General features: G+C 39.0%; 20 protein-coding genes. 9 read left to right on the top strand and 11 right to left on the bottom strand.

Annotated elements, in window-relative coordinates; translation table 11 throughout:
- Positions 1–20: 20 nt before the first annotated feature.
- Both ACS5PU_RS22920 and ACS5PU_RS22925 read left to right on the top strand, forming a co-directional pair.
- The gene (locus ACS5PU_RS22920; RefSeq protein ID WP_439461487.1) at positions 21–500 is read left to right on the top strand and encodes an Lrp/AsnC family transcriptional regulator; all 480 of its coding nucleotides are present in this window, start codon (positions 21–23) and stop codon (positions 498–500) included.
- A gap of 3 nt (positions 501–503) precedes the next feature.
- Positions 504–1,433 carry an EamA family transporter gene (locus tag ACS5PU_RS22925; protein ID WP_439461488.1) on the top strand — a complete coding sequence of 310 codons (930 nt, stop codon included), beginning with the start codon at positions 504–506 and terminating at the stop codon, positions 1,431–1,433.
- Positions 1,434–1,789: 356 nt separating this feature from the next.
- Here ACS5PU_RS22925 and ACS5PU_RS22930 read toward each other — a convergent pair whose 3' ends face one another.
- From ACS5PU_RS22930 to ACS5PU_RS22950, 5 genes are all read right to left on the bottom strand, one after another.
- Entirely contained in the window at positions 1,790–2,908 is a 1,119-nt protein-coding gene (locus tag ACS5PU_RS22930) for a GNAT family N-acetyltransferase (protein ID WP_439461489.1), read from the bottom strand.
- A gap of 72 nt (positions 2,909–2,980) precedes the next feature.
- Entirely contained in the window at positions 2,981–3,172 is a 192-nt protein-coding gene (locus tag ACS5PU_RS22935; RefSeq protein WP_057935224.1) for a hypothetical protein, read from the bottom strand.
- Between the two features lie 87 nt (positions 3,173–3,259).
- Positions 3,260–3,826: an SMC-Scp complex subunit ScpB gene (gene scpB / locus ACS5PU_RS22940; protein WP_439461490.1), complete on the bottom strand. Its 567-nt coding sequence runs from the start codon at positions 3,824–3,826 to the stop codon at positions 3,260–3,262.
- Between the two features lie 251 nt (positions 3,827–4,077).
- Positions 4,078–7,074 carry a two-component regulator propeller domain-containing protein gene (locus ACS5PU_RS22945; protein ID WP_439461491.1) on the bottom strand — a complete coding sequence of 999 codons (2,997 nt, stop codon included), beginning with the start codon at positions 7,072–7,074 and terminating at the stop codon, positions 4,078–4,080.
- The gene (locus tag ACS5PU_RS22950) at positions 7,064–7,849 is read right to left on the bottom strand and encodes a LytR/AlgR family response regulator transcription factor (RefSeq protein WP_439461492.1); all 786 of its coding nucleotides are present in this window, start codon (positions 7,847–7,849) and stop codon (positions 7,064–7,066) included. Before ACS5PU_RS22950 ends, ACS5PU_RS22945 begins: the two co-directional genes overlap by 11 nt.
- Before the next feature lie 124 nt (positions 7,850–7,973).
- Between ACS5PU_RS22950 and ACS5PU_RS22955 the strand changes: the two genes are divergently transcribed.
- The gene (locus ACS5PU_RS22955; protein WP_439461493.1) at positions 7,974–8,696 is read left to right on the top strand and encodes a ferritin-like domain-containing protein; all 723 of its coding nucleotides are present in this window, start codon (positions 7,974–7,976) and stop codon (positions 8,694–8,696) included.
- Positions 8,697–8,715: 19 nt separating this feature from the next.
- Positions 8,716–9,594 (top strand): ferritin-like domain-containing protein, encoded by an 879-nt coding sequence (locus ACS5PU_RS22960; RefSeq protein ID WP_439461494.1) that lies wholly within the window; start codon positions 8,716–8,718, stop codon positions 9,592–9,594.
- Positions 9,595–9,686: 92 nt separating this feature from the next.
- On the opposite strand, the gene ACS5PU_RS22965 is transcribed toward ACS5PU_RS22960, so the two are convergent.
- Positions 9,687–10,193, bottom strand: coding sequence for a hypothetical protein (locus ACS5PU_RS22965; protein WP_439461495.1), 507 nt, complete (start codon positions 10,191–10,193; stop codon positions 9,687–9,689).
- 15 nt (positions 10,194–10,208) lie between these two features.
- Positions 10,209–11,333 (bottom strand): CofH family radical SAM protein, encoded by a 1,125-nt coding sequence (locus ACS5PU_RS22970; protein ID WP_439461496.1) that lies wholly within the window; start codon positions 11,331–11,333, stop codon positions 10,209–10,211.
- Between the two features lie 186 nt (positions 11,334–11,519).
- Between ACS5PU_RS22970 and ACS5PU_RS22975 the strand changes: the two genes are divergently transcribed.
- Together ACS5PU_RS22975 and ACS5PU_RS22980 are read left to right on the top strand one after the other, a co-directional pair.
- Entirely contained in the window at positions 11,520–12,764 is a 1,245-nt protein-coding gene (locus tag ACS5PU_RS22975) for a M16 family metallopeptidase (RefSeq protein WP_439461497.1), read from the top strand.
- A complete protein-coding gene (locus ACS5PU_RS22980) occupies positions 12,757–14,028 on the top strand; it encodes a M16 family metallopeptidase (protein WP_439461498.1) in 1,272 nt (423 codons plus the stop codon). Before ACS5PU_RS22975 ends, ACS5PU_RS22980 begins: the two co-directional genes overlap by 8 nt.
- Before the next feature lie 102 nt (positions 14,029–14,130).
- On the opposite strand, the gene ACS5PU_RS22985 is transcribed toward ACS5PU_RS22980, so the two are convergent.
- The 4 genes from ACS5PU_RS22985 to ACS5PU_RS23000 are packed head-to-tail and all read right to left on the bottom strand — an operon-like array spanning position 14,131 to position 18,323.
- Positions 14,131–14,412, bottom strand: coding sequence for a pyrimidine/purine nucleoside phosphorylase (locus tag ACS5PU_RS22985; RefSeq protein WP_439461499.1), 282 nt, complete (start codon positions 14,410–14,412; stop codon positions 14,131–14,133).
- A gap of 8 nt (positions 14,413–14,420) precedes the next feature.
- Positions 14,421–16,316 carry a DUF3857 domain-containing protein gene (locus ACS5PU_RS22990; protein WP_439461500.1) on the bottom strand — a complete coding sequence of 632 codons (1,896 nt, stop codon included), beginning with the start codon at positions 16,314–16,316 and terminating at the stop codon, positions 14,421–14,423.
- Positions 16,316–17,179 carry a DUF3858 domain-containing protein gene (locus ACS5PU_RS22995; protein WP_439461501.1) on the bottom strand — a complete coding sequence of 288 codons (864 nt, stop codon included), beginning with the start codon at positions 17,177–17,179 and terminating at the stop codon, positions 16,316–16,318. Before ACS5PU_RS22995 ends, ACS5PU_RS22990 begins: the two co-directional genes overlap by 1 nt.
- A 10-nt stretch (positions 17,180–17,189) precedes the next feature.
- On the bottom strand, positions 17,190–18,323 hold the full coding sequence (locus ACS5PU_RS23000; RefSeq protein WP_439461502.1) for a DUF3857 domain-containing protein: 1,134 nt from the start codon (positions 18,321–18,323) through the stop codon (positions 17,190–17,192).
- A gap of 214 nt (positions 18,324–18,537) precedes the next feature.
- Here ACS5PU_RS23000 and guaB point away from each other — a divergent pair, with 214 nt between their 5' ends.
- The 3 genes from guaB to ACS5PU_RS23015 all read left to right on the top strand — a co-directional run bounded on the left by guaB (position 18,538) and on the right by ACS5PU_RS23015 (position 23,911).
- Positions 18,538–20,007, top strand: a complete 1,470-nt coding sequence (guaB, locus tag ACS5PU_RS23005) for an IMP dehydrogenase (protein ID WP_439461503.1) — start codon at positions 18,538–18,540, stop codon at positions 20,005–20,007.
- Between the two features lie 574 nt (positions 20,008–20,581).
- The gene (locus tag ACS5PU_RS23010) at positions 20,582–23,161 is read left to right on the top strand and encodes a TonB-dependent receptor (RefSeq protein WP_439461504.1); all 2,580 of its coding nucleotides are present in this window, start codon (positions 20,582–20,584) and stop codon (positions 23,159–23,161) included.
- Between the two features lie 156 nt (positions 23,162–23,317).
- The gene (locus ACS5PU_RS23015) at positions 23,318–23,911 is read left to right on the top strand and encodes a TIGR00730 family Rossman fold protein (protein ID WP_439461505.1); all 594 of its coding nucleotides are present in this window, start codon (positions 23,318–23,320) and stop codon (positions 23,909–23,911) included.
- Positions 23,912–24,016 lie beyond the last annotated feature (105 nt).

The raw sequence follows: 24,016 nt of genomic DNA on the forward strand, positions 1-24,016 counted from the left end.
AATAATGATATTTTTATCGAATGGTAATCGAAAACAACTTTAGTCTGGATCATATCGATCTGGCTATACTCAGACTCATGCAGGAAAATGCCCGTATTTCGAATGTAGATTTGGCAAAGGCATTGGATCTTGTTCCTTCAGCTGTGCTGGAACGCGTAAAAAAGCTCGAAAAGAAAAATGTAATTACCGGATATAATGCCAAGGTAAATCCTGTTGCGGTCGATTTAAAATTGTTGGCCTTTATTTCCATGAAATCATCGCAGAGTTTCAGTTGTAACGATACGGCAAACGAGCTGGCAAAAATTCCAGATGTGCAGGAAGTGCATGTAATTGCTGGCGATGATTGTTTCCTGGTTAAGGTAAGAACCGCAGATTCGGCCTCGTTAATGGCTTTGCTGCGCGATGAATTTAGCAAGGTGCCCAATATTTTATCGGTAAAAACCACTATCGTTTTAGAAACCGTGAAAGAGCAGCAACAATTGGTAATCCCTCAAAAATAAACTATGGCAAATTTGAATAAAACGGCATCGCCGGTAATGGTTTACCTCGCATTTGCCATCGTGTACATCGTTTGGGGATCAACCTATTTCTTTATCCAGAAAGCACTGGTAGGTTTTCCGCCTTTTGCACTGGGGGTAATCAGGTTTTTTGTAGCTGGAGTTTTAATGCTTGGCTGGTGTAAGTTTAAGGGCGAGGAAATTTTTAACCTCAAAACCATTAAAATTGCAACAGTAAGCGGTATTTTAATGTTGGGATTGGGAAATGGTATCGTAATTTGGGTAGAACAGTTTATTCCAAGCGGTTTAGTGGCTATTATGGTGGCTTCGGCTGCAATCTGGTTTGTAATTCTGGATAAATCGCACTGGAAAGAAAATTTAAGTAATAAATATATCGTATCAGGTTTGATAATTGGCTTTTTAGGAGTGGTGCTGCTTTTTGGCGACCAGCTTTTACAGGCACTTGATAAGCCGCAGAGCAATCTGCAGATTATCGGGATGGTATTGCTGGTTTTTGGGCCGGTTGCCTGGGCCGGCGGATCACTTTATTCTAAATACCACCCAACTACCGGTAGTTCGGTTTCTGTAAATACTGGCTGGCAGATGCTAATGGCCAGCATTGCTTTTTTGCCAGGTAGTTTTATTAAATCTGAGTTTAAGACGCTGGATTGGGGGAGTATTTCAACAGATGCATGGCTATCCATTGTTTATCTTATTCTGTTTGGCTCAATTGCTGCATTTAGTGCTTATGTGTGGTTGCTTAAGGTGCGTCCGGCTACGCAGGTGAGTACCTATGCTTATGTTAACCCTGTAGTAGCAGTTTTACTGAGTTTAACTTTTACCAATGAAGTAATCGGCGTAACACAAGTGATCGGCTTAGCCATAATTTTAGGAAGCGTGCTTTTAATTAACCTACCGAAATATAAAAAAGCATAGTTTGTTTTTATGAAAAATATAGTCCTCGTTACAAACGAGGATTATCGGGGTCCGCATTTATAATGCGGAAGGTGGAAGTTTTACGGCGATACAATCGCCATTCTCATTTATCCTCGTTACAAACGATGACGATGGATCGCTGCACTAGCATTGAGTTTTTCCATGTTTTCTGTGTCTCCATGGCAAAATAAAAAGGTTCGTGGGGACATGAATATTGAAAAGGGTAACTGAAATCTTTATTTAAATCCTATGGTTATCGGGTGAAGTGCAATAAACGGAGAAATCTATCTTGTAGATTTCTCCTTTCCGTCACCGATGAAAAATCGGTTACTGCAGTCGAAATGACGATGTTTTATTTAAAATTTCTTGCGCATGGTTAAATGTTTTTTCCCAAAGGTTGCGCCTGTAGCTTTATGGATGGCAATCATCTGTTCGTTAAAATCGCCCACCCAGCTTAATTCGAGTTCTTTATACTGGTTTTTGGGAAGTACATATTCTCCTAAACGGATAAATAATACCGATTCTAATCCATGTTTTTGAAATTTAGGCTTGGTACCCATCACAATGGCGCGCATCCTGGTTACACCAACCCAGCGCCTGTAAGCAAATTTTAGTTTCTCAATCAGTCCGAGTTTACCATCAAAACCTTTAATCATCTGGTTCGCATCTGGTATAAGTACCACGAAAGAAGCCGGTTCGCCATTAAAGTAAGCAAACTGAATTAAATGCTCATCCATAATGGGCTCCATACTTTTAAAGCTTTCTTCTAAAGTTTCCTTTTTAATGGGAACAAAATTTTCAAAGTCCTGCCAGCCATCGTTGTAAATTTCCATCAAATCATTGATGTATTTGTCTGAGTTGGCCTTACTGAAATACTCAAAAGTATAGCCGGGCTTATTTCTCACCCAATTGGCAATTTTTGTAAAACGCTCAGGAAATGGAATGGTTAAATTAATGTGGTTGGTTAACTGTTCGTATTCGGTTGCAAAACCATATTTTTCAAAAAACTTATGGTAGTAGGCGAAATTATAGTTCATTCCGAAAGAGGGTGGGGTAAAGCCATCAACCAATAAGCCCCAAAAGCTGTCGTTTTCTCCAAAATTGATTGGGCCGTCCATGGCTTTCATACCATTTTCGATTAACCAAGCCTTGGCGGTATCAAATAATAAAAATGCAGCCCTTTCATCATCAATGCATTCAAAAAAACCCATTCCACCTGTTGGCTGATCGTACTGGTAGGCTTTTTTCTCATTGATAAAAGCAGCAACCCTGCCAATTAACTTTCCGGCATCATCTTTTAATACCCAGCGTGTACATTTACCATGCGAGAAAAAATTATTCTTTTCGGGGTTAAAAACGTTTTCAACCTCGCTATCCAACGGACAGATCCAGTTTTTATCGTTTTTGTAGAGCAGTTTAGGTGTATTTAGAAAATCTTTTTTTAAGGATGAATTGCTTATCTGTATAATTTGCATGGGCAGATTTTAAAATTAAAAAGCATCCAACCAAGCGGTGGGATGCTTTTCAAATATATGTTATTTTAAATATTAATAATCGTCGTCGTCGTCATCGAAGTTGTCGAAGTTGTCAAGGTCATCTAATGGCATATCAAAATCATCGTCATCATCGTCTTGAGGCTTCTTTTTCGTTGTTTGAATATCGTCATCTTCAAGATCATCGTCTTCGTCTACCTGTTTCTTGGTAGTCGGCTTGGTTGGGAGTTTCTTTGGCGCTTTCATAACACAAAAATAAAAATTGCTTTTATAGTTTAAAAATACAAAAAAACTTTTTTTAATAACAATCTGGAAGCAAAGAAATTAATTTATTTATTCCACATTTTCTCCTACGGTATTTTCTTCTTTAACGATATCTTTTAACTGAGGAAGCTGGTTTAAATTGTTTAACGCAAAATAATCCATAAATAATGAGCTGGTACTGTACAGGATCGGACGGCCCGGTGTTTCTGCTTTTCCATCTATGCTGATCAGTTCTTTTTCGAGCAATCTTTGCACCGAATAATCAGAATTTACGCCCCTTATCTGTTCAATTTCGAGCTTGGTAATGGGCTGTCGGTAAGCTATAATGGCTAAGGTTTCCATTGCGGCCTGACTGAGCCTTTTTTTAGAGCGGTGCAATTGAAGCTGATTAACGGTTTCGTGATAATCTTTTTTGGTCAGAAACTGATAGCCATTGTTTAAGAATACCAGCTCGATTGCAAAATCATCCTGACTGTATTTTTCTCTGATCAGATCAATGCTTTCGAAAATCTGTGTTTCTACGTATTCTTCTTCAAAAATAGCATTAAGGGCCAGTATTATTTCCTGTACGCCTATACTTTGAACAGAAGAGAATATGAGGGCTTCGATGTGCCTGGTGATGTTAGGTTTGGGCATATGCAAAAATATAATTTTTGGGCATAAAAAAAGCGGTCTCGCTTTTAAAAACAAGACCGCTTTCAACACACAAATGAAACCTGAATTAAGATATAGTTTTAGGTTAGGTTATTAAATATCTATATCAATCCTATAAGAACGTCTTTGATAAACACTATCGTTTATTTCTAATACAAGTTTAAGGCTAATTGAGGTTCGGCGATACTTCTATTTAGTGAGTGGTATTAATAATTGAGTAAACGGTAAAATTTCTATTTTAACGGTATAGAAATGGATACTGTTGTACCATTTGTAGTATTCTGACGTACATTTAAGTGTATAGGTTTTGCTCCAATCTGACCTAAAAGGTTCAATCTTTCTTTAGTTAGCTGCATACCTTTACTGATATGTGTTTCTTTTTTCTCCTTTAAAGAGTTCTCAATGCCCACTCCATCATCTATAATTTCGATGTTTAAATAAAATTCATCCTGCAGTTTAATGTTGATCTGGATCTCACCTCCGGTTTCTTTTGGCATTATACCATGCCAAATGGCATTTTCTACATAGGGCTGCAGCAGCATTGATGGAATAAAGGTTTCTTCCTGATCAATTTCCGGATCGATATTGAAAATATATTCCAACTTATTGCCGAAACGGTTTTTTTCCAGTTTGAGGTACAGGTTCAAATATTCCAGCTCTTCCTCAATGGAGATATAGCTTTTGGTACAGATTTCCAGGTTCTTTCTGATTAAGCGTGCAAAGCCTGTTAAAACCTTATTTGCCGATGCTGTATTTTGGGTATTGATGTAATGTTGGATGGAATTCATTACGTTAAAAACGAAATGGGGGTTCATCATGGCCTGTAAAGCCTGTTGTTCCAGCATTAATACTTTATTTTTTAGCAGCAACTGCTCCTGTTCTTTATCCTTTTGCTTACGCGTGATGTAAACGGCCACTTTATAAAAAATATAGGCTACAAGAAGGATGAGGATAGAAAGGAACCACAAGCTCTGCCAGAAATGTTTTTTAATGGTGAAAGAAATCTTTGCAGATTCGCCCCAGTTGCCGTTCTGGCTTTTGGCACTCACCTCAAAAACATAATCGCCGGGTTGGAGCGAAGAAAAATCGAGCCGCCTCGTCCTGGTTTCTACCCATGCCGAGTTTTCGTTTAAGCGGTAGCGGTAGGTAATATCGCTGGTAGTAAAATCGACTGCACTGAAGGTAAATAAAATGGTGTTATTACCTGTTTCGAATGTGAAATTACCCTGGTTAACCGGTAAGCGATCATTATCTTTAATAATAGAAGTAACGTATACCTTGGGCAGGTTTTTAGTGTTGTTTTTATTATTGTACTTAAAGAGGATCAAACCTTTGTTGGTGGCGAAATAGGCTGTGCTGTCATCAATAAACAAACTGTTAATGTCATCACTCAGCAGATCTTTTCCATAATCGAAATTGGCTACGCTCGGTTGATTGGGATAATCGGCAATTTTGTTTACTCCTTTGTTGGTTAATACCCATATCTCGTTGTTTTTTACAAATATTTTGGTACAGATATTATTGGTTAAACCATCTTTTTGGGTAATCTGGGTGGCTATCTGGTTATTTTTGTAAAATATAAGTCCATAACCATCGGTGGCCAAAATTAGCGTTCCATCGGCCAGCTGCTGAATGTCGTTTATCCGTTTGGTAAGCAGCGGATGATTTTCGTAATGCTTAATGAGTTTACCTTTAGAAAACTGAGAAAGGCCATTGATATTGGAAAACCATAAACTGCCTTCGCGGTCGTAAAAAACATGGTAGGAGCGGTCTTTAAAAAAATCTTCCTTTTCCCGGTACTTGGCTGCATTAAATTCGAGCTTATTTCTTCTATCTGATAAAAATACAACGCCCGATGAAAGGGCAAGGGCAAGGTGATCATTGTTTTCGCCAACACTGAAGTGTTTGATTACAAACATAGAGTTATTGGATTCTTTTAAATAGCTCACCTCATTATTGCCCCGGTAAATATTTTTAAAAACGCCCATTCCGTAATCGGAAGCGAAATATATAGACTGGTTTTTTTGGTCGAACGTAATCTGTTTAATGGTTTTATATTTCTTAAAATCATCTAAACCAACTTCATCCACCTGGTAATTGTTAATGGTCAATATGTCGATCACGGCATCATCCGTGCCCAGCCATAGCCGGTTTTTGCCATCTTTGGTTATGCTTTTAATTACATTACTGCTCAAGCCCGATTCTGCATCAATAATGGATAACCTGTTATTTGCATTAGGGAGCATATAAATGCCCTGATTGGTCGCAAACCACATGTTCTGATTGCTATCCTTAATTACCTGGTTAACGGGGATATCCTGCAGATACTGAACGGTTTTTCCGCTTTTATCCAATGCAAAAGCGCCGTTTGCGTTGGATAACCAAACCTCTTTACTGGTAATGTCGTAATAAAAATAGCCCGACATGTTTTTGATCAGGTTCTGAGGGATCGGAATAAGATCGTTAATGGTTCCATGCCTGTACTGTTTCAGCCCGCCGCTGTCTAAATAAAATAAAGATCTGTGCGTTGTGTTGGCGGCAGTCATGTAAGATAGCGGCTGTACTTTTGATTTAACCATCGAAAAAGTTTTGCCATTAAACCGCTGAACACTCAGATCGCTATAGGCAAAGATGGTTCCCTGCTCATCCTCATGTATAAAAGCATTGATGAATTTATCGTTTAGATTAGGGGAGATATATTTTTTGATGGTTTTCCCGTCCCAGCAAACAATTAAGTTCGAATTGGTTCCAAGCCATATTTTTCCGGTTCTATCAACCAAAAAGGAAACAATTACCGTGTTAAAGCTCAACTTTTTTAAAAGCTCGTCGTTATCGCGGTTGTAAAATTTACCTTCTTTTAAGTAACTGAGCTGACCATTGAGGGTGAAAAACCATAACCGGCTTTCCTTGTCCTCCTTCATCTGCAGGATCTGGGTATCGGGCAGTCCATCTTCAATGGTAAAATTCTGAAAGTTTGTGCCATCAAATCGGCTTAAACCGTTATCGGTTGCAATCCATATAAAGCCTTTTTTATCCTGTAAAATGTAATAGCAATTGTTACTGGCCAGGCCGCTTTTGGTATTGTAGTGCGGTAGGTAAGTGGTTTGTGCACTGAGCTTTAACGTGCTTAAAAATGTTAAGAAAAAAAAGAAAAAGGCATAAAAATAACGTTTCAAGCCCATGGCTTTTCTGCTTGTGTTATCGTGTATTATGCCAGGTTTAATGATCACCGTTTACCTTTGTAAATAATTTTATTTTTTCAAAAAAATCGCTCGCCCTTCTGCGCGAAATATTGATACTTTCGCCATTTTTTAAGAAAACCTGAAGTCCGTTCTTAGAATTATATTCTTTTAAATGATTAAGGTTGATGATACTCGATTTGTGGATCCTTACAAACTGATCGTTAGGTAAAAGTTCTTCAAACTCACGCAATACTTTTGAAACAGTAATTTTTTCCTGATTGTTTAAATGTACCACAGAATAATTGCTATCGGCTTCGATGTAAATAATATCATCGATATCGATCATTTTAAAGCCTTGACCATAGGGCAGCGTTAATTTTTTGATTTCGGCACGCGAGCTTAAACTAGACGCAAGGTTGTTAATCCTTTCATCATTTTCATTCTGACCTTTAAAAAGCTTAATGTGCTGAAAAACCTTATCTACGGCCGTTTTAAGCTCATCGATATCAATTGGTTTTAAGAGGTAATCCAGCGCATTGGCCTTGATCGCTTTTAGGGCATACTGATCGTAAGCTGTGGTAAAAATAACGGCCGCATTGTGCTTTTGCGCATCGGGTATGAGTTCGAAACCATTGCCTCCGGGCATGGCTATATCCAGAAAAATAAGGTCGATAGGGTGGTGCGACAAAATATCTTTTGCCTCCACAACTGATCTTGCAATACCGGTAATTTCTACCTGCGGGCAATTTTGTTGCAGTAAAAAAAATAAAGATGAGCGTGCAAATTCCTCATCATCAACAATAATGGCTTTTAGGTTGGTCATAACAATACGTTGGTGAATGTATTAAAATCACCTTATAAAAAAAAATGGAAAGCAAAAAAACCAGTATGCTAATTGTCACGTATGTATCATCAAACGAATTCAAAACCACTAAACATAGATTACTATGAAAAACAATGAACTAGAAACAAAAAGTGAACTTCAGGATGAAAGTTTATTTAACAGCACCGTAGGCAGAAGGTCTTTCCTTCAGTACGCAGGTGCAAGTGCAGCAGGAATTGCCTTGGTGGCCGCTGGTTGTAAAAAAGACCGTGGTTATCCAGATCTTTCAACTGGTGCAACTTTAGATTTTAAAGATGATTTCGGTGTATTAAATTATGCTTATGCCTTAGAGCAATTAGAGGCTGCATTTTATGTAAAGGTTGCTTCTGCACCTCCAGCAAGTTTTACAGCTGCTCAGAAAGCTTATTTTCAAGATATTCAGTTCCACGAGATTGCCCACAGAGAATTTTTCAAAGCAGCTTTAAGTACCGCTGCAATTGGAAGTTTAGAAGTGGATTTCTCGTCAATCGATTTTACCAGCGCATCTAGTGTTTTAGGAGCAGCCATGGCTTTCGAAGATTTAGGGGTTGCAGCATACAATGGTGCCGGTCCACGTATTAAAAGTGGAACTTACTTATTATTAGCAGGTAAGATTGTTTCAGTTGAAGCACGCCACGCCGCTTATGTACGCGATCTGATTTCAAACGGATCATTTGCAGATCTGAACAGCCTTACCTCTTTAGGTGCCAATAATGCTGGAGGTTTGGATGGCGCTTTAACGCCGGATAAGGTTTTGGCTATTGCTGGAAAATATATCAAAACCAAAATTAATGTAATCAATCTTTAATTTTTAAAATCAGAAAATCATGAATATCGTAAATATATTAGAAGAAATTGAAAAAGTTGACGGTGAAATCTATGAGAGATTAAATCCAAGAAGAGCCGCAATGAAAAGCTTTTTCAACATGGGCAAGAAAATTTCATTGGCTGCTATGCCTTTGGCTTTGGGTTCAATGTTCCAAAAAGCTTATGGACAAACAGCATTACCAAGTGGGGTTGTTGATGTTTTAAACTTTGCTTTATCGTTAGAATATCTTGAGTATCATTTTTATAACCATGCTTTATTGGGTACCGATGTTACTTTTACTTACCCAACAGCAGCTGCTAAAACAGCAATTACAACCATCCGCGATCATGAGAAAGCCCACGTTGATTTATTAGTTGGTGCTTTAGGTAGTTCGGCACGTGCTCCAATAGCTTATGCAGATACTGATTTTAGGGCAGGCGGAACATTTGCTACTGTATACAATGACTATGGTACTTTCTTAGCTGTAGCACAGGGTTTTGAAGATACAGGTGTAAGAGCTTACAAAGGCCAGGCAGGAAATTTACTGGTAAGCCCAGGTGTGTTACAAACCGCTTTGCAAATCCACTCAGTTGAGGCACGCCATGCATCACACATCCGTCAAATGCGTACTGCCAATGGTTCAGTAGTTTATAAACCATGGGTTAGCCTTGGTGCTTCCGGACAAGCTAATGATTCGGGCGTTCCGCAGGTAGATGCTGTTTATGCCGGTGAAGATTTAACGGTACAGGCCAATGTTAATATAGCCAATATTACTGGTGCGCCAAATGCAGCAGCAGCTAAATTAGCAGCGGTAGAGAGTTTTGATGAACCTTTAGATAGAGCAAGTGTAATTACCATTGCCAACTTGTTCTTAATGCCGGGCAAAAAACTATCGTAATAAAATATTATACATTATTGATTAGGTAATGTTTAGTTTAAGGTAGGGAGGTAGAACTTAGGTTTTACTTCCCTTTTTTGCTTAAAATGATATTATTTTTTAAACGAAATAGCGTTTAGAAACAAATCTTTATCCTTTATGCTTATTCCATCTGGCACAATGCAGGTAAGACTATAAGAAACGCCATCTAAAAAGCATACATTCATATACAGATTGCGTTTGCTTTCTTCATCTCTGGCCACTACACCATAGGCCCTTTGTCCTTTTACGGTGATGATTTTAGCTTTTTCAAATTTATATTTAGGAAAAGAAGTGCCTATTCCGGTTACAAAATCATCGGCAAACTGCTGTTTCTCGATTTCTGAATTAAGCGTTTCTAGGTCTAATTGTGTAATTTTAAGTAGGTTAACCATCGAATTGGTAAATATAACTCCTATCGAATCTCTCATTCCATAAGAAATTTCATTAACCTTTTTAGGCTGTTTGGGAAAGCTAACACTAACCTTTTCGTCAATCTGTTGCTTAAACCATTTATCCTGGGCATTTAATTTAACCACTCCTAGTACAAGGAGCAGGATGAGCGTTGATTTTTTAAACATGAGCGTAATTTTTATTTAGTACGTAATAACTTGTTCTTCTAAATGTTCAGGCAAATCGCGGTAATTGTATTTTTGACCACGCAGCTGTGGCTCAAAACCCGCTGCCTTAATTGATTGCTGGATACCGTTTGCCGTAAAACGGTGCGGTGCACCTGCAGCCGAAACTACATTTTCTTCGATCATAATCGAACCAAAATCGTTAGCACCGGCATGTAAGCAAAGCTGGGCCGTGGTTTTTCCAACAGTTAACCAGCTGGCCTGAATGTTTTTTATGTTCGGCAGCATAATGCGGCTCAACGCAATCATACGGATGTATTCATCAGCAGTTACATTGTTGCTGATGCCACGCAATCTTTTCAATAAAGTACCGTCATCTTGAAAAGGCCAAGGAATAAATGCCAAGAAACCATTTGCATCGGCAGGTTTTTCACTTTGCACCTGGCGTATCCATACCAAATGCTCAAAACGCTCTTCAATCGTTTCAACGTGGCCAAACATCATGGTGGCCGAAGTGGTAATATCCAATTGATGGCATGCACGCATTACATCCAACCATTCTTGTCCGCCACACTTACCTTTAGAAATCAAACGCCTTACACGATCGTTCAAAATTTCAGCACCTGCACCCGGAAGCGAATCCATACCTGCTTCTTTTAATACTTTTAATACTTCGGTATGGCTTATGCCCTCTAGTTTCGCCACGTGTGCTATTTCTGGCGGACCTAAAGCATGCAGTTTTAAATCGGGATAAAGCTCTTTTAATTTTTTAAACAGATCTGCATAAAATGCCAAACCCAAGTCGGGGTGGTGACCTCCCTGTAAAAGCAGCTGATCGCCACCTAAACGGAATGTTTCTTCAATTTTTACCTTATAGGTTTCAATATCAGTAATGTAACTTTCATCGTGGCCAGGCCTACGGAAAAAGTTGCAGAATTTACAGTTGGCAATACAAACATTGGTGGTGTTTACATTGCGATCTATTTGCCAGGTTACTTTACCACTGGGTACTTGGATTTTTCTGAGCTCATTGGCTACAAACATCAAAGACGCTGTATCGGCGTTATGGTATAAATGTACTCCTTCTTCAAGGCTTAAAAAATCAAAGTGCAGTGCCCGTTGCAGTAAATCGGCTGTATTCATAGTACAAATATAGGTAAAAGGGAAGTAAAGGTTAAATTGTAAGGTTTGCGCTTTGTAAAAATAGCTGCATGCTGTGCCTTTATGACTAAGGGTGGAATTGTGGTTGTCCATCATCTATTTGCCATCTTAAATTTTCCATCTCCCAATTTGCCTTAAAATAATATCTTTACCATTCTAATAAATACTATGGTAGATTTTAATCGTTTTACACTTGCCAATGGATTAAAGGTTTTGGTGCATGAAGATGCAACAACCCCCATGGCAGTTTTGAATATTTTATATGATGTGGGCGCCCGCGATGAGGACCCTGAAAAAACTGGATTTGCACACTTATTTGAACATTTAATGTTTGGTGGCTCAGTTAACATACCGAGCTACGACGAGCCGCTGCAACGTGTTGGTGGCGAAAATAATGCCTTTACCAGTAACGACATTACCAATTACTACATTACACTGCCTGCCGAAAATATAGAAACCGCATTTTGGCTGGAAAGCGACCGTATGTTGAGTCTGGCTTTCTCTGAAAAAAGCTTGGATACACAACGTAATGTCGTTAGCGAAGAATTTAAGCAGCGTTATCTTAACCAGCCCTATGGCGATGTTTGGTTAAAACTGCGTCCGTTGGCTTATAGAAAGCATTCGTACCGCTGGGCAACCATCGGTAAAGAACTTTCGCATATCGAAAATGCAACTATGGATGACGTAAAAGCATTTTTTAAAAAGCATTATAATCCTCAAAATGCAATTTTGGTTGTAGGCGGGAATGTAAAGACCGAGGAGGTGAAAAAACTGGCCGAGAAATGGTTCGCACCAATCCCAGCAGGAGATAAATACACCAGGAACCTGGTGCAGGAGGAGCCGCAAACCGAAGCACGGCAGCAAACGGTTAAAGCAAATGTACCCTTAAATGCAATTTACATGGCTTTTAAAATGCCGGGAAGATTAAATGGAGATTATTATGCCTTTGATCTGTTATCTGATATTTTATCGCGTGGACAATCATCGCGCCTGTACAATAGCCTGTTAAAGGAACAAAAACTTTTTAGCGATATCAATGCCTATATTTCGAGCAGTTTGGATCCGGGTTTATTTATTGTTGAAGGTAAACTGGTAGAAGGCGTAGCAATTGAAACGGCTGAGAAAGCCATCTGGGCAGAATTGGAAAAATTAAAAGCCGGGCTGGTTTCGGATACGGAACTTACAAAAGTGAAGAACAAGGTAGAATCTGTGCTGGTTTTTTCTGAAATGAGCCTACTTGATAAAGCCATGAACCTCGCCTATTATGAGCTATTGGGCGATGCTGATTTGTTGAACCGCGAAACAGAAGAGTTTTTGAAGGTTAATGCCGAAGATATTAAAAGAATATCTAACGAAACTTTTAGTAAAAATTCATCATCAACTTTGTATTATTTAACCGAAGAACATGCTTAACAGACAACAAGCGCCTGATTTTAAGCAGGTATCCACCATTAATTTTATCCAGCCCGAAAAGAAAGCACTGGCTAACGGCGTTCCTGTTTTTACCATTTTTTCTGGCGAACAGGATCTGGTACGGATTGAATTTATTTTCGACAACGTAAACTGGAAAGTGGAAAAGCCTTTACAGGCCATTGCCGTTAATACTTTGATCAATAACGGAACAACCCGCTTAACGGCGAAAGAAATAGCGGAACAGATTGATTTCTACGGTGCCTTTTTTCAGACCGAATATACACAGGATCAATCGACGGTTACGCTATATACCTTGAACAAACACTTGCAATCGGTATTGCCAATTGTAAAAGATGTTTTATCCGATAGCCAGTTTCCACAGCACGAGCTCGATATTTATATTCAGAACCAAAAGCAAAAGCTGCAGGTTAATTTAAAGAAAAACGATATCCTCTCGAGAAAGGAATTTGCACATGCGTTGTTTGGCGATACGGCCTACGGTGTAGATATTCAGGCTAAGCATTACGATGAGCTTAAACGCGAAGATCTGATCGGGTATTTTAAAGCGGCCTACACACCGAATAATTGTACCATCATTGTTTCTGGAAAGTTTGATGAAACAGGCTTTGAACTTTTAAACCAGAACTTTGGCCAGCATTGGGAAAAAAGCAATGCTATAAAAAATGTATTCAATTTTTCTGCAACAGGGAAACAGGTTATCTATAAAGAGAAGCCCGAGGCCATACAATCTGCAATTAGGATTGGACAGTTGGCCATTAACCGTAAACACGAAGATTTTCCGGGATTACAGATCTTAAATACGATTTTGGGCGGTTATTTTGGATCGCGTTTAATGACCAATATCCGCGAAGATAAAGGGTATACCTATGGCATTGGCTCTGGGATATCTTCTCTGCAGCAGGCCGGCTATCTTTTTATTTCTACAGAAGTTGGGGCCGATGTTTGCGCTGCGGCTTTAACCGAAATTTATAAAGAAATCGCTACTTTGAAAACAACACCAGTAGGAGAGGAAGAGCTGAATCTGGTACGCAATTATATGCTGGGCTCTATGCTGGGCAGCTTAGAAAATGTTTTCTCGCACGCAGATAAGTTTAAGAATATTTACTTTGCAGGATTAGATTACAGCTATTATGCTAAATACATTGAAAAGGTAAAAAGCATTACTGCTGAAGAATTGCTTGCCTTGGCCAATAAATACCTAACGACAGATAGTTTTACTGAAGTTGTGATCGGGAAGAAATAAGTAAGGCATTTAAGCTAAGAAGTCAGGTTTATAAGCCTCATAAGAGATATTGAAACAGGTTCATTATCCCGAATTTAGGCACAAACCTGACTTTTTATTTGATTATCTATACTGGCAAAGATATGCCGTTTGTACTGTTGCTTTTACTTTAAAAGATGCATTAGCCGCTATTTCGAACGAATGGCCAGCCTTAACACTAGTCCATTCTGTTGAACCGGGTAAGAGAGCGGTTAATTCGCCTTCAATCACATGCATAATTTCTTTTTGGGCCGTTCCAAAGGTATATTCGCCTGGATTGATAACACCAACTGTCGATTTTCCTTCTGTTGTTTGGTAGCCTAGAGATTTAACGTTTCCGTCAAAATATTGGTTCTCGGTAATCATATTAAAATTTATAAGGTTTTTGCTAAAATAGCTTTTTGTTTATCAGCCTGATAAATTTTCTTGTAAAAGTCTACATATTCGCCATATTTCTCGGGCGGATATTTTTTATTGCTCATGGTTTGTGTGCGGCTATAAACAATCATGTTGTCTTTAACACTAAATTTGGCAGAATATGATCCGAACTCAGAAGTAATACTAATGTCTTTCGGAATAAATTCTACATTATATCCCTTCGGAAGCACATAATTAATTTCATCATCATCATTGTAACCGAAAGGAACGGCAAAAAATGTTTTCCTGTTTTCTACTTTTAAAGGAACACTTTCCCTGCGGTTGATCTGATTTACCACCAAGAATAATTTATCACCACCTTTAGTTAAAATCGGCTCTGTTTTAAAGTTGATTTCTTCTGTAAGTATCGGAACATTTTTATCGGCCTGTGCATATTTATAACCAATAAGTTCGGCAACCGGAATGGAGCAGGTTTCTATAATGCGTTTTCGCAACGCTATGGGCTCCATTAAGGTTAAAGAAAAATTTTCTTCAAACTGGGCATTGGCATAGGTAGATCTTATTTCTGAACTGGCCGTTCCATCTTCTGCCAAAACAATTTTAGTTTTTCTGATCTGATAGTTTTCTTTAGCGTTGTAAGCCGGGGTATGAACAATTTTCCCCCCATCTTCGGTAATCATCAGCACATTCCGGTCAGAGTTGCCGTAGCCTATAAAACCCATAGGACTGTACTGGCTTGTACATTCTAAATAAGTGGTATCTTTTGCCAATGGCACACATAAAATCATGTGGTTGGCCTGGCCCATGCTCGAGTAATTTGGATTTAAGCTGGGCATATCGTTTCCGATAACAATTAAGTTTGAAGCAATACCTGCCTCATTAAGCAATGCTTTCATGTAATTAGAGAGCGCTTTGCAATCGCCATAATTTACCTGTGCTACTTTTTCGGCCAATATCGGACGGAAGCCTCCAATACCAAGCTGAACGCTTACATAACGTGTATTCTGCTGAAGATGGTTATATAAAATGCGGATTTTTTCTTTTGGTGTTTTGGCATCTTTAACCAGATTTTGAACCATCAGTTTGGTGGCATCAGGTAACTTGTTGCCACCTTGGTTTAAAGTGTATATCCAGGCACCAAAATTTTTCCAGTTATCAAAATTACCGGTCGATCCATCATACTCAAATTGGTTGGGCGATGCTTTTACCCAGGCAGAGATATTATCAATCCCGGCACTGAGCGGCTCATCCGCAATTGCGGGTATATTTGAACTTTTCCACTTGTATTGTACCTTTTCTCCATTAAGCACCGAATCTGTTTGCAGGTTTGCACTGGTTAAATAGCGCATTTTGTAGCTCTTCGCCTTTTGAATGGTATAGCTGGCTTTTTCTACCGAAATGCCAAAACCTTTCAGGTCGCGCCAAGAAGGGAAAGAGAGTATGCCATTATAATCCTGGCTATAACTGTATTCAATGGTATATGGATAGGTATTGCTTACAAATTTTAACAGTTTAAGCCTATTGTCCTCAAAGATCGAGAAATCAGAAATCAGACTTTGGTCCTTGATGTCAGCATTTTTATAATCTTTGATTTTTTTGCCCGATGCATCGTAAAGGGTAGCCTTAATATTGTAAATATTGCTAAACTTATCATACACCTCGCTCATTTCCCCAAAATCTTCACCCGCTTTGTTCAAAATGGTAACGGCAACCTTATAATCCATTTTGGCCGCACCCAATCCTTTTACATCAAAAAAAGTATCTTCATTCCTTACCACTGCAACGGCGTCCTTTTTAAGGTTTTCAGGAATTTTATTTACATCGTAATCTGTTTGGGGAAATGCAGTATTAGCTACTGTAAGCGCAACTGCCAAGCTTAAAAAGTATTTCATTATGCTTTCTTTTTAAATACAATCTGTTCGGCCTGTTTTTCTACCACGGCTTTAAATAGGGCCTGAAGGTCGAAATATTCATCTGGTGTGTAAAGCGATTTATTTACGCTGATTGTGCTTTTTACCATTAACGTTTTGCCCTCTGCTACATAATTAATGGTAAAATTCCCGTTGTTTTCTGGAAGTTTGTAAATGCCACCTTTGGGTAATTTATCAATCTCGTAATCTTCGGGGAAGTTTACGGTAATTCTATAGCTCTCTTTAAATGGATAGGCAAAATCAACCGGAAATTTCCGCTGTTCGAGTTTAAACAGGTTCTCCTTAGTTCTTTCGAAAAGAAGAGGCGTAAAATAAACCATATTGCCGGCTTCTTCCACATTGTCTTCTATCACTGCATCCATGGTTTCGGTTAACAGCTCATCCAGATTATCGAGGTTATCTATTTGGTAATTTGAAATTTCCAGACCGGTTTTATCTTTTTTAAAACCTTTGATAAATTCTGTCTGGTTATTGGTAGTTCTGTATTTATCGCGGAGATGTAATGCGGCATAACCTTTGGCATACTGATTAATTTTTCCAGTAAGTTTATGTTCCTTATCAAGGGTCATATTGTACACAAATATTTTCTCGCTTGGCAGTTCTGGTTCTGTTGACAGCCATTTGCCGCTCATGTTTTTCAGGTTGATGTAAAAGCCCTGGTGACTTAAATTTTCGTAATCAAGCATCCCTGCAGGTAGGTCTTTGTCGGTTGCATCAAGAAAATAGAGGTGGTTGCCAATTTCGGTCACACCTATTACATTGTTAAAGGCCGAAATTAGGGGGTAACCAGGGTGTTCACCATTTTTTCTGGTGCTGATGAGCACAGGGTAAGCTTCAATTAGCTTCTTTTAACAAACTCAATAAAGCGAGGTTCAGATCTGCTGAAGTGCCTGTCTTTTTTTCAAATATGCTTTTGGGGTTGGTTTCATTGGCATATTTCGAATACTCATTATTCCATTTTAAATTATTTTTTACATAATTAAAAATGAGCTTTAAAGAGGCCAGCGTATCTTTTTCTCCTTTTAAAATGCTTGGCAGTACCGATTTTGCATAACCGTTTTTATTAATAAAACTCCCAAAGTTTTCATCCTCCGATAAGCTGGTGATAATTTTTGTCCACGAACCATTGTAATCTTGGTAAAGCTCCCCCGGAAAATTGGTGGCCCTCAGTTCGAATTCAATTTTTGGGATGTAATCATCCATTGTGGTTACGTAGGGCTCATCTTTTAAGGCCGGTACGTTGGCAGCGCAATATTTATCGTAAACAGCATTCGAAGCTAAGCCAGGTACATATGTTGCATTTACATTTTGGTGCAGCGGATGATCTACCTGGTAATATCCGCTCAGGTTGTTTTTATAAGTTAAATACTCAGGTATTTTAACATTGTATTCCGACCAAAGCGTAGGAATATCGGATTGGAACCTCCATCCGCGGAGCGTAAATATGAAATCTGATTTGATTTTATACTTGAATTCGATAATTGATCCTTCTTTAACGTTAGGGAGCGCAAATTTTTTGATAACATAGTTTTTGTTAAACTCTTCGGTAAATTTGGCATCCTTATTTAACTTGCTGGTAACCATTTTACCATCCACCATATTGTAGGTTGCAGCATCCATGGAGTTAAGGTCTTCTTTTGATGAATTGCTGCTTTTATAAAGTTCTACCTTGAAGTTGGCAAGATCGTAACCGTTTTTGTTCAAAATCTTATAACGGATGTGTCTTTCGAAAACATAAACAAAACCACCAGATGAATGCCCGATTTCAAAATAGCAGTCACCAACATCGAATAATTTAATGGCCGAAGCAGCAGAATCCTGCCCTGAAGCTTTTACTTCGAAATCTGCAGGTGAAATTTTACCGAATTTGAATTCTCTTTTTACTGTTGGCGTAGTGGTTTGCGCATAAAGCGAGCTAACTCCAATGCAAAGCACCAGAGTCAGAAATTTGAGAGCATTTTTCTGCATTTAATTTAAATAGTTTTTTGGTATTGCAATTATAAATAGATTCTGTCATATTGCAGAATAAATATTTTAAATATGTTTTGATAGGGTAGTTGGCGGAATCATTTCACCGATTGTCAAATGAGGCTAATATTTATCCATATTTGCGTTTCCACTTTTATTTTCCTGGTTTTTTTGTATCTTTGCCTGGCAAATAATAAATCCTAATTTATTTGCTATGCAACTCGATTCCACAAAATTTATTGCCACAGGTTTAACATATGACGACGTACTTTTGGTGCCCGCATATTCCGAAATTTTGCCACGTGAAGTAAATACGTCCACTTTTTTAACGAAAAAAATTAAACTTAACGTTCCATTGATTTCTGCAGCAATGGATACCGTAACAGAAGCCGAGCTGGCTATTGCCATTGCGCAAAACGGCGGTATTGGTATGTTACATAAAAACATGACGATTGAAAGACAAGCCAGTGAAGTACGCAAGGTTAAGCGTTCGGAAAGTGGTATGATCCAAGATCCGGTTACCCTATTGGAAACTGCTGTGGTTGCCGATGCTTTCAAAATTATGAAAGAGCATAAAATTGGTGGTATTCCGGTGGTAAGCAGCGATAATAAATTAGTAGGCATTATTACCAACCGCGATCTGCGTTTTCAAAAGGACATGAAAAGACCGGTTTCTGAAGTAATGACCAAAGAAAATCTGATTACTGCACCCGAAGGTACTACCTTGGTTCAGGCCGAAGAAATTCTTCAGAACCATAAAATAGAGAAACTTCCTGTTGTAAGTAAAGACGGTTATTTAAGCGGCTTAATTACCTTTAAAGATATATCGAAAGTTAAAAATTACCCTGCAGCCTGTAAAGATGAGCGTGGCCGTTTACGCGTTGGCGCAGCCGTTGGCGTAACTGCCGATACTTTACAGCGTGTTGATGCTTTGGTGCATGCCGGTGTTGATGTAATTACCATTGATACTGCCCATGGCCATACCAAAGGCGTGGTTGATAAGCTGAAAGAAGTTAAAGCTAAATATCCCGATTTACAGGTTATCGTAGGTAATATTGCGACAGGGGCAGCTGCTAAATTTTTGGCAGATGCAGGAGCCGATGCCGTTAAGGTTGGTATTGGTCCGGGTTCCATTTGTACCACCCGTATTATTGCTGGTGTGGGTGTGCCACAATTGTATGCGGTATACGAATGTGCCAAAGCTTTAAAAGGTACCGGTGTACCGGTTATTGCCGATGGTGGTATTAAACATACTGGCGATATTGCCAAAGCAATTGCTTCTGGTGCAAGTACGGTAATGGCAGGATCCTTATTTGCAGGTGTGGAAGAATCGCCAGGCGAAACGATTATTTATGAAGGACGTAAATTTAAATCGTACCGTGGAATGGGATCAATAGAGGCAATGGAACAGGGTTCGAAAGACCGCTACTTTCAGGATGTAGAAGATGATATCAAGAAATTGGTACCCGAAGGTATTGTTGGCCGTGTACCATTTAAAGGTACTTTGGCAGAGGTAATGTATCAGTATATTGGTGGTTTACGTGCAAGTATGGGCTATTGTGGAGCAGCCAATATCGAAGCATTACAAGAAGCACAGTTTGTACAGATTACTGCAGCAGGTATGCGCGAAAGCCACCCGCACGATATTACCATTACCAAAGAAGCACCTAACTATACAAGATAAGGTTTAAGGTAAGAGGGTAGAAGGTAAATACCTCACTGATTTTTATTAATAAATTAAAAAAAACGGGGCATCAGTTAACGATAGCCCCGTTTTTTTATGACAAACAAATTAACGCCTAGGTGTTCTAAGGTGCCTTAGGTGGATAATATTTTTTTTGGAAATGTTGGGTTCGGTGCTAATGGCAGCTGATAGCCCTGCTATCTCTCGAAGTCCTCGCTCGTACCTCGCTGTGGGCTTTCCGTTCTATCAGGTTTATATTACCTGAGTTGGTGCTGCTTGGCTTAGGTTGTCCTCGCCCTGGTTCGTGTCAATTTAATTCAAAAACCTCGCAGGTTTCAAAAACCTGCGAGGTTTACAAATCAATATAAATAATATAAAAATCACAAAATAAAATTTGGCAGCTAAAATTTTTTAATATATTTGTCGACTAAATCTATAGGATTTATATAATAATTATGAAAACGAATCAAAAACCACGCTCATATTGTTGTTGCAACCATTCAAAATCACTTTTAAAATATCTTCGAACGGGTCGTTAATCAACAATATTTAAACCAAACAATTATAACCAATCATGAACAAAAGTTTACTAATTCTATTTTCATTTTTGCTTTCGGCAAGCATTACATTTGCCCAGAGTCCAATAACAGGCGTAATTAAGCGTGCAAGTGGCGAGCCTGTACCGCGTGCAACAGTGAAGATAAGAGGCACAAATATTACCGCCATTGCAGATGATAATGGTGTTTTCAGCATCAGTACCAAACAAGAAACCCCATTTTATCTTCAGGTAAGTTCAGTTGGTTACAAGCCACAGGATTTTCAGGTGTTAAAATTACAGGATACCCCGATTGAATTGGTTTTGGTAGAAAGTGCATTACTTGATGAAATTGTGGTAACCTCCAGAAGGCGTTCGGAAGTATTGCAGGATGTGCCTATTCCAATTACCGTTATCGGCGGTAAAGCAGCAGAAAATTCAGGCGCTTTCAATGTTAACCGTTTAAAAGAACTGGTTCCATCTGTACAGTTATATGCTTCTAATGCCAGAAATACAACCCTTAACATCCGGGGCCTAGGTTCTACTTTTGGTTTAACTAACGATGGTATCGACCCGGGGGTAGGCTTTTATGTAGATGGTGTTTATCATGCCCGTCCGGCAGCAACCTCAACCGATTTTCTGGATATCGAGCAGATCGAAATCTTACGCGGTCCACAAGGTACCTTATTTGGTAAAAATACTACAGCAGGTGCTTTTAACATTACCACCACAAAACCAACACTAACCCCAAGTGCAAAAGTAGAATTAAGTGTCGGAAATTATAACTTCATCCAGGCAAAAACTTCAGTTTCTGGCGCACTGGCAAAAGATCTTGCCGCTAAAATTTCAATATCGGGTACACAGCGCGATGGAACTATTTGGAATACCAGGGAAGAACGTAAATACAGCGGACAAAATAACCTTGGGTTTAAAAGTCAGTTATATTACACGCCATCCGATAAATTACAGGTATTGTTAAGTGGCGATGTGAGTATACAGCATCCAGCCGGTTATCCTTTGGTAATTGCAGGCGTTACGCAAACCGAAAGAAGCGCCTACCGTCAGTATGCCAAAATTGTATCTGATTTAGGCTATCAACAACCTAAAATCGATCCTTTTTCAAGAGAGATCAATACCAATACCCCATGGAGACATAATCAATCTATTGGTGGAATTTCATTAAATGTAGATTATAAAATCGGCAACGGAACATTGACATCCACTACCGCTTGGAGATTCTGGAACTGGGATCCAACAAACGACAGGGATTTCTCAGAAATAGCAGCCTTGACCAAATCACAGGGTAATTCACGCCATGATCAATACTCGCAAGAGGTAAGGTATGCAGGTAACATTACCGAAAAATTAAGTGGAGTAATCGGTGTGTATGCCTTAGCGCAAAATTTAAAGGGTTTATCACAAACTGAAGAAGTTGGTAAAGATCAGTGGAGATTTGTACAAACCAGTAACACCGGTAGTCAGGCGCTATACTCAACTCCTGGTTTATTGGATGGCTTTGGTATCAAAACCAATTCGACCATTAAATCGCTAAGTGCGGCCATTTTTGCTCAGGTTGATTGGGAATTTTTAAAGAACCTGCACGTATTACCAGGTTTAAGGTATACTTATGATAAAAAGGACGTGAATTACGACAGGGTAACTTACGGTGGCCTACAAACCAATGATGCAGCCCTGTTAGCACTTAAAGCAGCTGTGTATACCAACCAACAATTTACAACCAAGGTAGATAACAATAATCTTTCAGGTAACATCACGGTTTCTTACCGTCCAACACATAACCTAAATGTTTATGGAACTTTTTCAACGGCTTATAAACCAGTTGGTGTTAACGTAGGCGGTTTGCCAACCACTTCTACCGGAGCTGCCGATTTATCTTTAGCAGTTGTAAAACCAGAATATGTTCAGCATTACGAATTGGGTGCTAAAACAAAACCATTTAAAGGTGCCATTGTGAACATCAGTGCATTTAATACCGACATTAAAGATTACCAAACCAATGTTCAATCGCCACAGTTGGGTGTAAACAGGGGCTACCTTGCCAACGCCGAAAAAGTTAAGGTTAAAGGTTTGGAAATTGATGGAAGTTATCAGTTAGAAAGGTTTTTAACCTTAAATGCAGCTGTTGCTTATCTAGATGGCAAATATGTTAAATTTACCAATGCACCGCTTCCTTTAGAAGAAACCGGACATACTGAAAATATTAACGGCGTAGCTACGCAGGTTGCATTTAAAGATGCTTCTGGCGGCAGATTACCGGGTATATCGAAATGGAATATCTCAGGCGGTTCCGAGTTGAGTACACCAGGTCAGCTGGCTACCAAAGAGGGCAGGTATTTTATTGCGGGTGATGCCAGCTACCGTTCTGAATATTCTTCAAACCCAACTCCATCTAACGTATTAAATGTTAAAGGTTATGCTTTGTTTAATGCGAGGTTAGGATTTAAATCAGATAAATTCTCGCTGTTTGTTTGGAGCAGAAACATTGCAAACAAGAACTATTATGAGCAATTACAGGCTGCAGCAGGTAACTCTGGTTTATATGCAGGTGTACTTGGCGATCCTAGGACCTATGGTGCAACCATCCGTTTTGCCTTCTAGGCTGTTTAGTTGAAATAATCTTTCTCTCATATATTTGGTTAAAAGGAGTGGCGTAATGCCATTCCTTTTTTGTTTATGGGCTGTATTGGCTTTGTGCAGAATTAAAATTTACATAAAGCCGATAAAATATTAACTTCGGGTAAATTTTGAAATTAAATGAATAAGCTTAAATCGGTTTGTGTGTATTGTGGCTCAAACTTTAACGGTGATGTAGCCTTACGCAATGCAATAAAACAATTGGCAGATACGCTGGTGGAAAAAGAGATCAGACTGGTTTATGGTGGTGGCAGCGTTGGGGTAATGGGCGTTTTGGCAAACGATGTGCTGGAGCAGGATGGTTTGGTAACTGGGGTAATCCCACAGTTTTTAATGGATAAAGAAGTGGGCCATAAAGGTATAACTGAAATGATCGTTACTGAAAACATGCACCAGAGAAAACAGAAAATGGCCGATTTGAGCGATGGATTTGTGATTTTGCCTGGCGGTTTTGGTACATTGGAAGAATTTTTCGAAGTGTTAACCTGGTTGCAGCTCGGCCTGCACAACAAACCTATCGGCGTGTTAAACGTAAATGGCTTTTATGATCCCTTATTTGCGCAAATGGATATGATGGTGCAGAACAGGTTCTTAAAGCAAGCTAACCGCGATCTGGTTTTCAATGAGGCAGATGCCGAAATCTTAATTCATAAAATGGACGGTTTTTCTGCCGTACCCGATGAAGTTTGGTTTAGGGATAGAAATTTGAGTTAGAACAGGGGAAGGTTGTGAGTTCATGGTCGATAGTCCATAGTCCATAGTTGGATTGGCAGTCAGGCTATGGACAATAAGCTATTAACCATAAGCCATCAACTATAA

It is taken from the genome of Pedobacter sp. GSP4, from assembly GCF_051857575.1.
Taxonomy (GTDB): domain Bacteria; phylum Bacteroidota; class Bacteroidia; order Sphingobacteriales; family Sphingobacteriaceae; genus Pedobacter.

Bases quoted from the DNA above. Each gene is read 5' to 3' on its own strand.
- ACS5PU_RS22935 (WP_057935224.1), bottom strand. From the start codon at position 3,172: ATGAAAGCGCCAAAGAAACTCCCAACCAAGCCGACTACCAAGAAACAG.
- ACS5PU_RS22920 (WP_439461487.1), top strand. From the start codon at position 21: ATGGTAATCGAAAACAACTTTAGTCTGGATCATATCGATCTGGCTATA.
- guaB (WP_439461503.1), top strand. From the start codon at position 18,538: ATGCAACTCGATTCCACAAAATTTATTGCCACAGGTTTAACATATGAC.
- ACS5PU_RS22950 (WP_439461492.1), bottom strand. From the start codon at position 7,849: ATGACCAACCTAAAAGCCATTATTGTTGATGATGAGGAATTTGCACGC.
- ACS5PU_RS22970 (WP_439461496.1), bottom strand. From the start codon at position 11,333: ATGAATACAGCCGATTTACTGCAACGGGCACTGCACTTTGATTTTTTA.
- ACS5PU_RS22990 (WP_439461500.1), bottom strand. From the start codon at position 16,316: ATGAAATACTTTTTAAGCTTGGCAGTTGCGCTTACAGTAGCTAATACT.
- ACS5PU_RS22965 (WP_439461495.1), bottom strand. From the start codon at position 10,193: ATGTTTAAAAAATCAACGCTCATCCTGCTCCTTGTACTAGGAGTGGTT.
- ACS5PU_RS22960 (WP_439461494.1), top strand. From the start codon at position 8,716: ATGAATATCGTAAATATATTAGAAGAAATTGAAAAAGTTGACGGTGAA.
- ACS5PU_RS23010 (WP_439461504.1), top strand. From the start codon at position 20,582: ATGAACAAAAGTTTACTAATTCTATTTTCATTTTTGCTTTCGGCAAGC.
- scpB (WP_439461490.1), bottom strand. From the start codon at position 3,826: ATGCCCAAACCTAACATCACCAGGCACATCGAAGCCCTCATATTCTCT.
- ACS5PU_RS22955 (WP_439461493.1), top strand. From the start codon at position 7,974: ATGAAAAACAATGAACTAGAAACAAAAAGTGAACTTCAGGATGAAAGT.
- ACS5PU_RS23000 (WP_439461502.1), bottom strand. From the start codon at position 18,323: ATGCAGAAAAATGCTCTCAAATTTCTGACTCTGGTGCTTTGCATTGGA.
- ACS5PU_RS22975 (WP_439461497.1), top strand. From the start codon at position 11,520: ATGGTAGATTTTAATCGTTTTACACTTGCCAATGGATTAAAGGTTTTG.
- ACS5PU_RS22985 (WP_439461499.1), bottom strand. From the start codon at position 14,412: ATGATTACCGAGAACCAATATTTTGACGGAAACGTTAAATCTCTAGGC.
- ACS5PU_RS23015 (WP_439461505.1), top strand. From the start codon at position 23,318: ATGAATAAGCTTAAATCGGTTTGTGTGTATTGTGGCTCAAACTTTAAC.
- ACS5PU_RS22925 (WP_439461488.1), top strand. From the start codon at position 504: ATGGCAAATTTGAATAAAACGGCATCGCCGGTAATGGTTTACCTCGCA.
- ACS5PU_RS22930 (WP_439461489.1), bottom strand. From the start codon at position 2,908: ATGCAAATTATACAGATAAGCAATTCATCCTTAAAAAAAGATTTTCTA.
- ACS5PU_RS22980 (WP_439461498.1), top strand. From the start codon at position 12,757: ATGCTTAACAGACAACAAGCGCCTGATTTTAAGCAGGTATCCACCATT.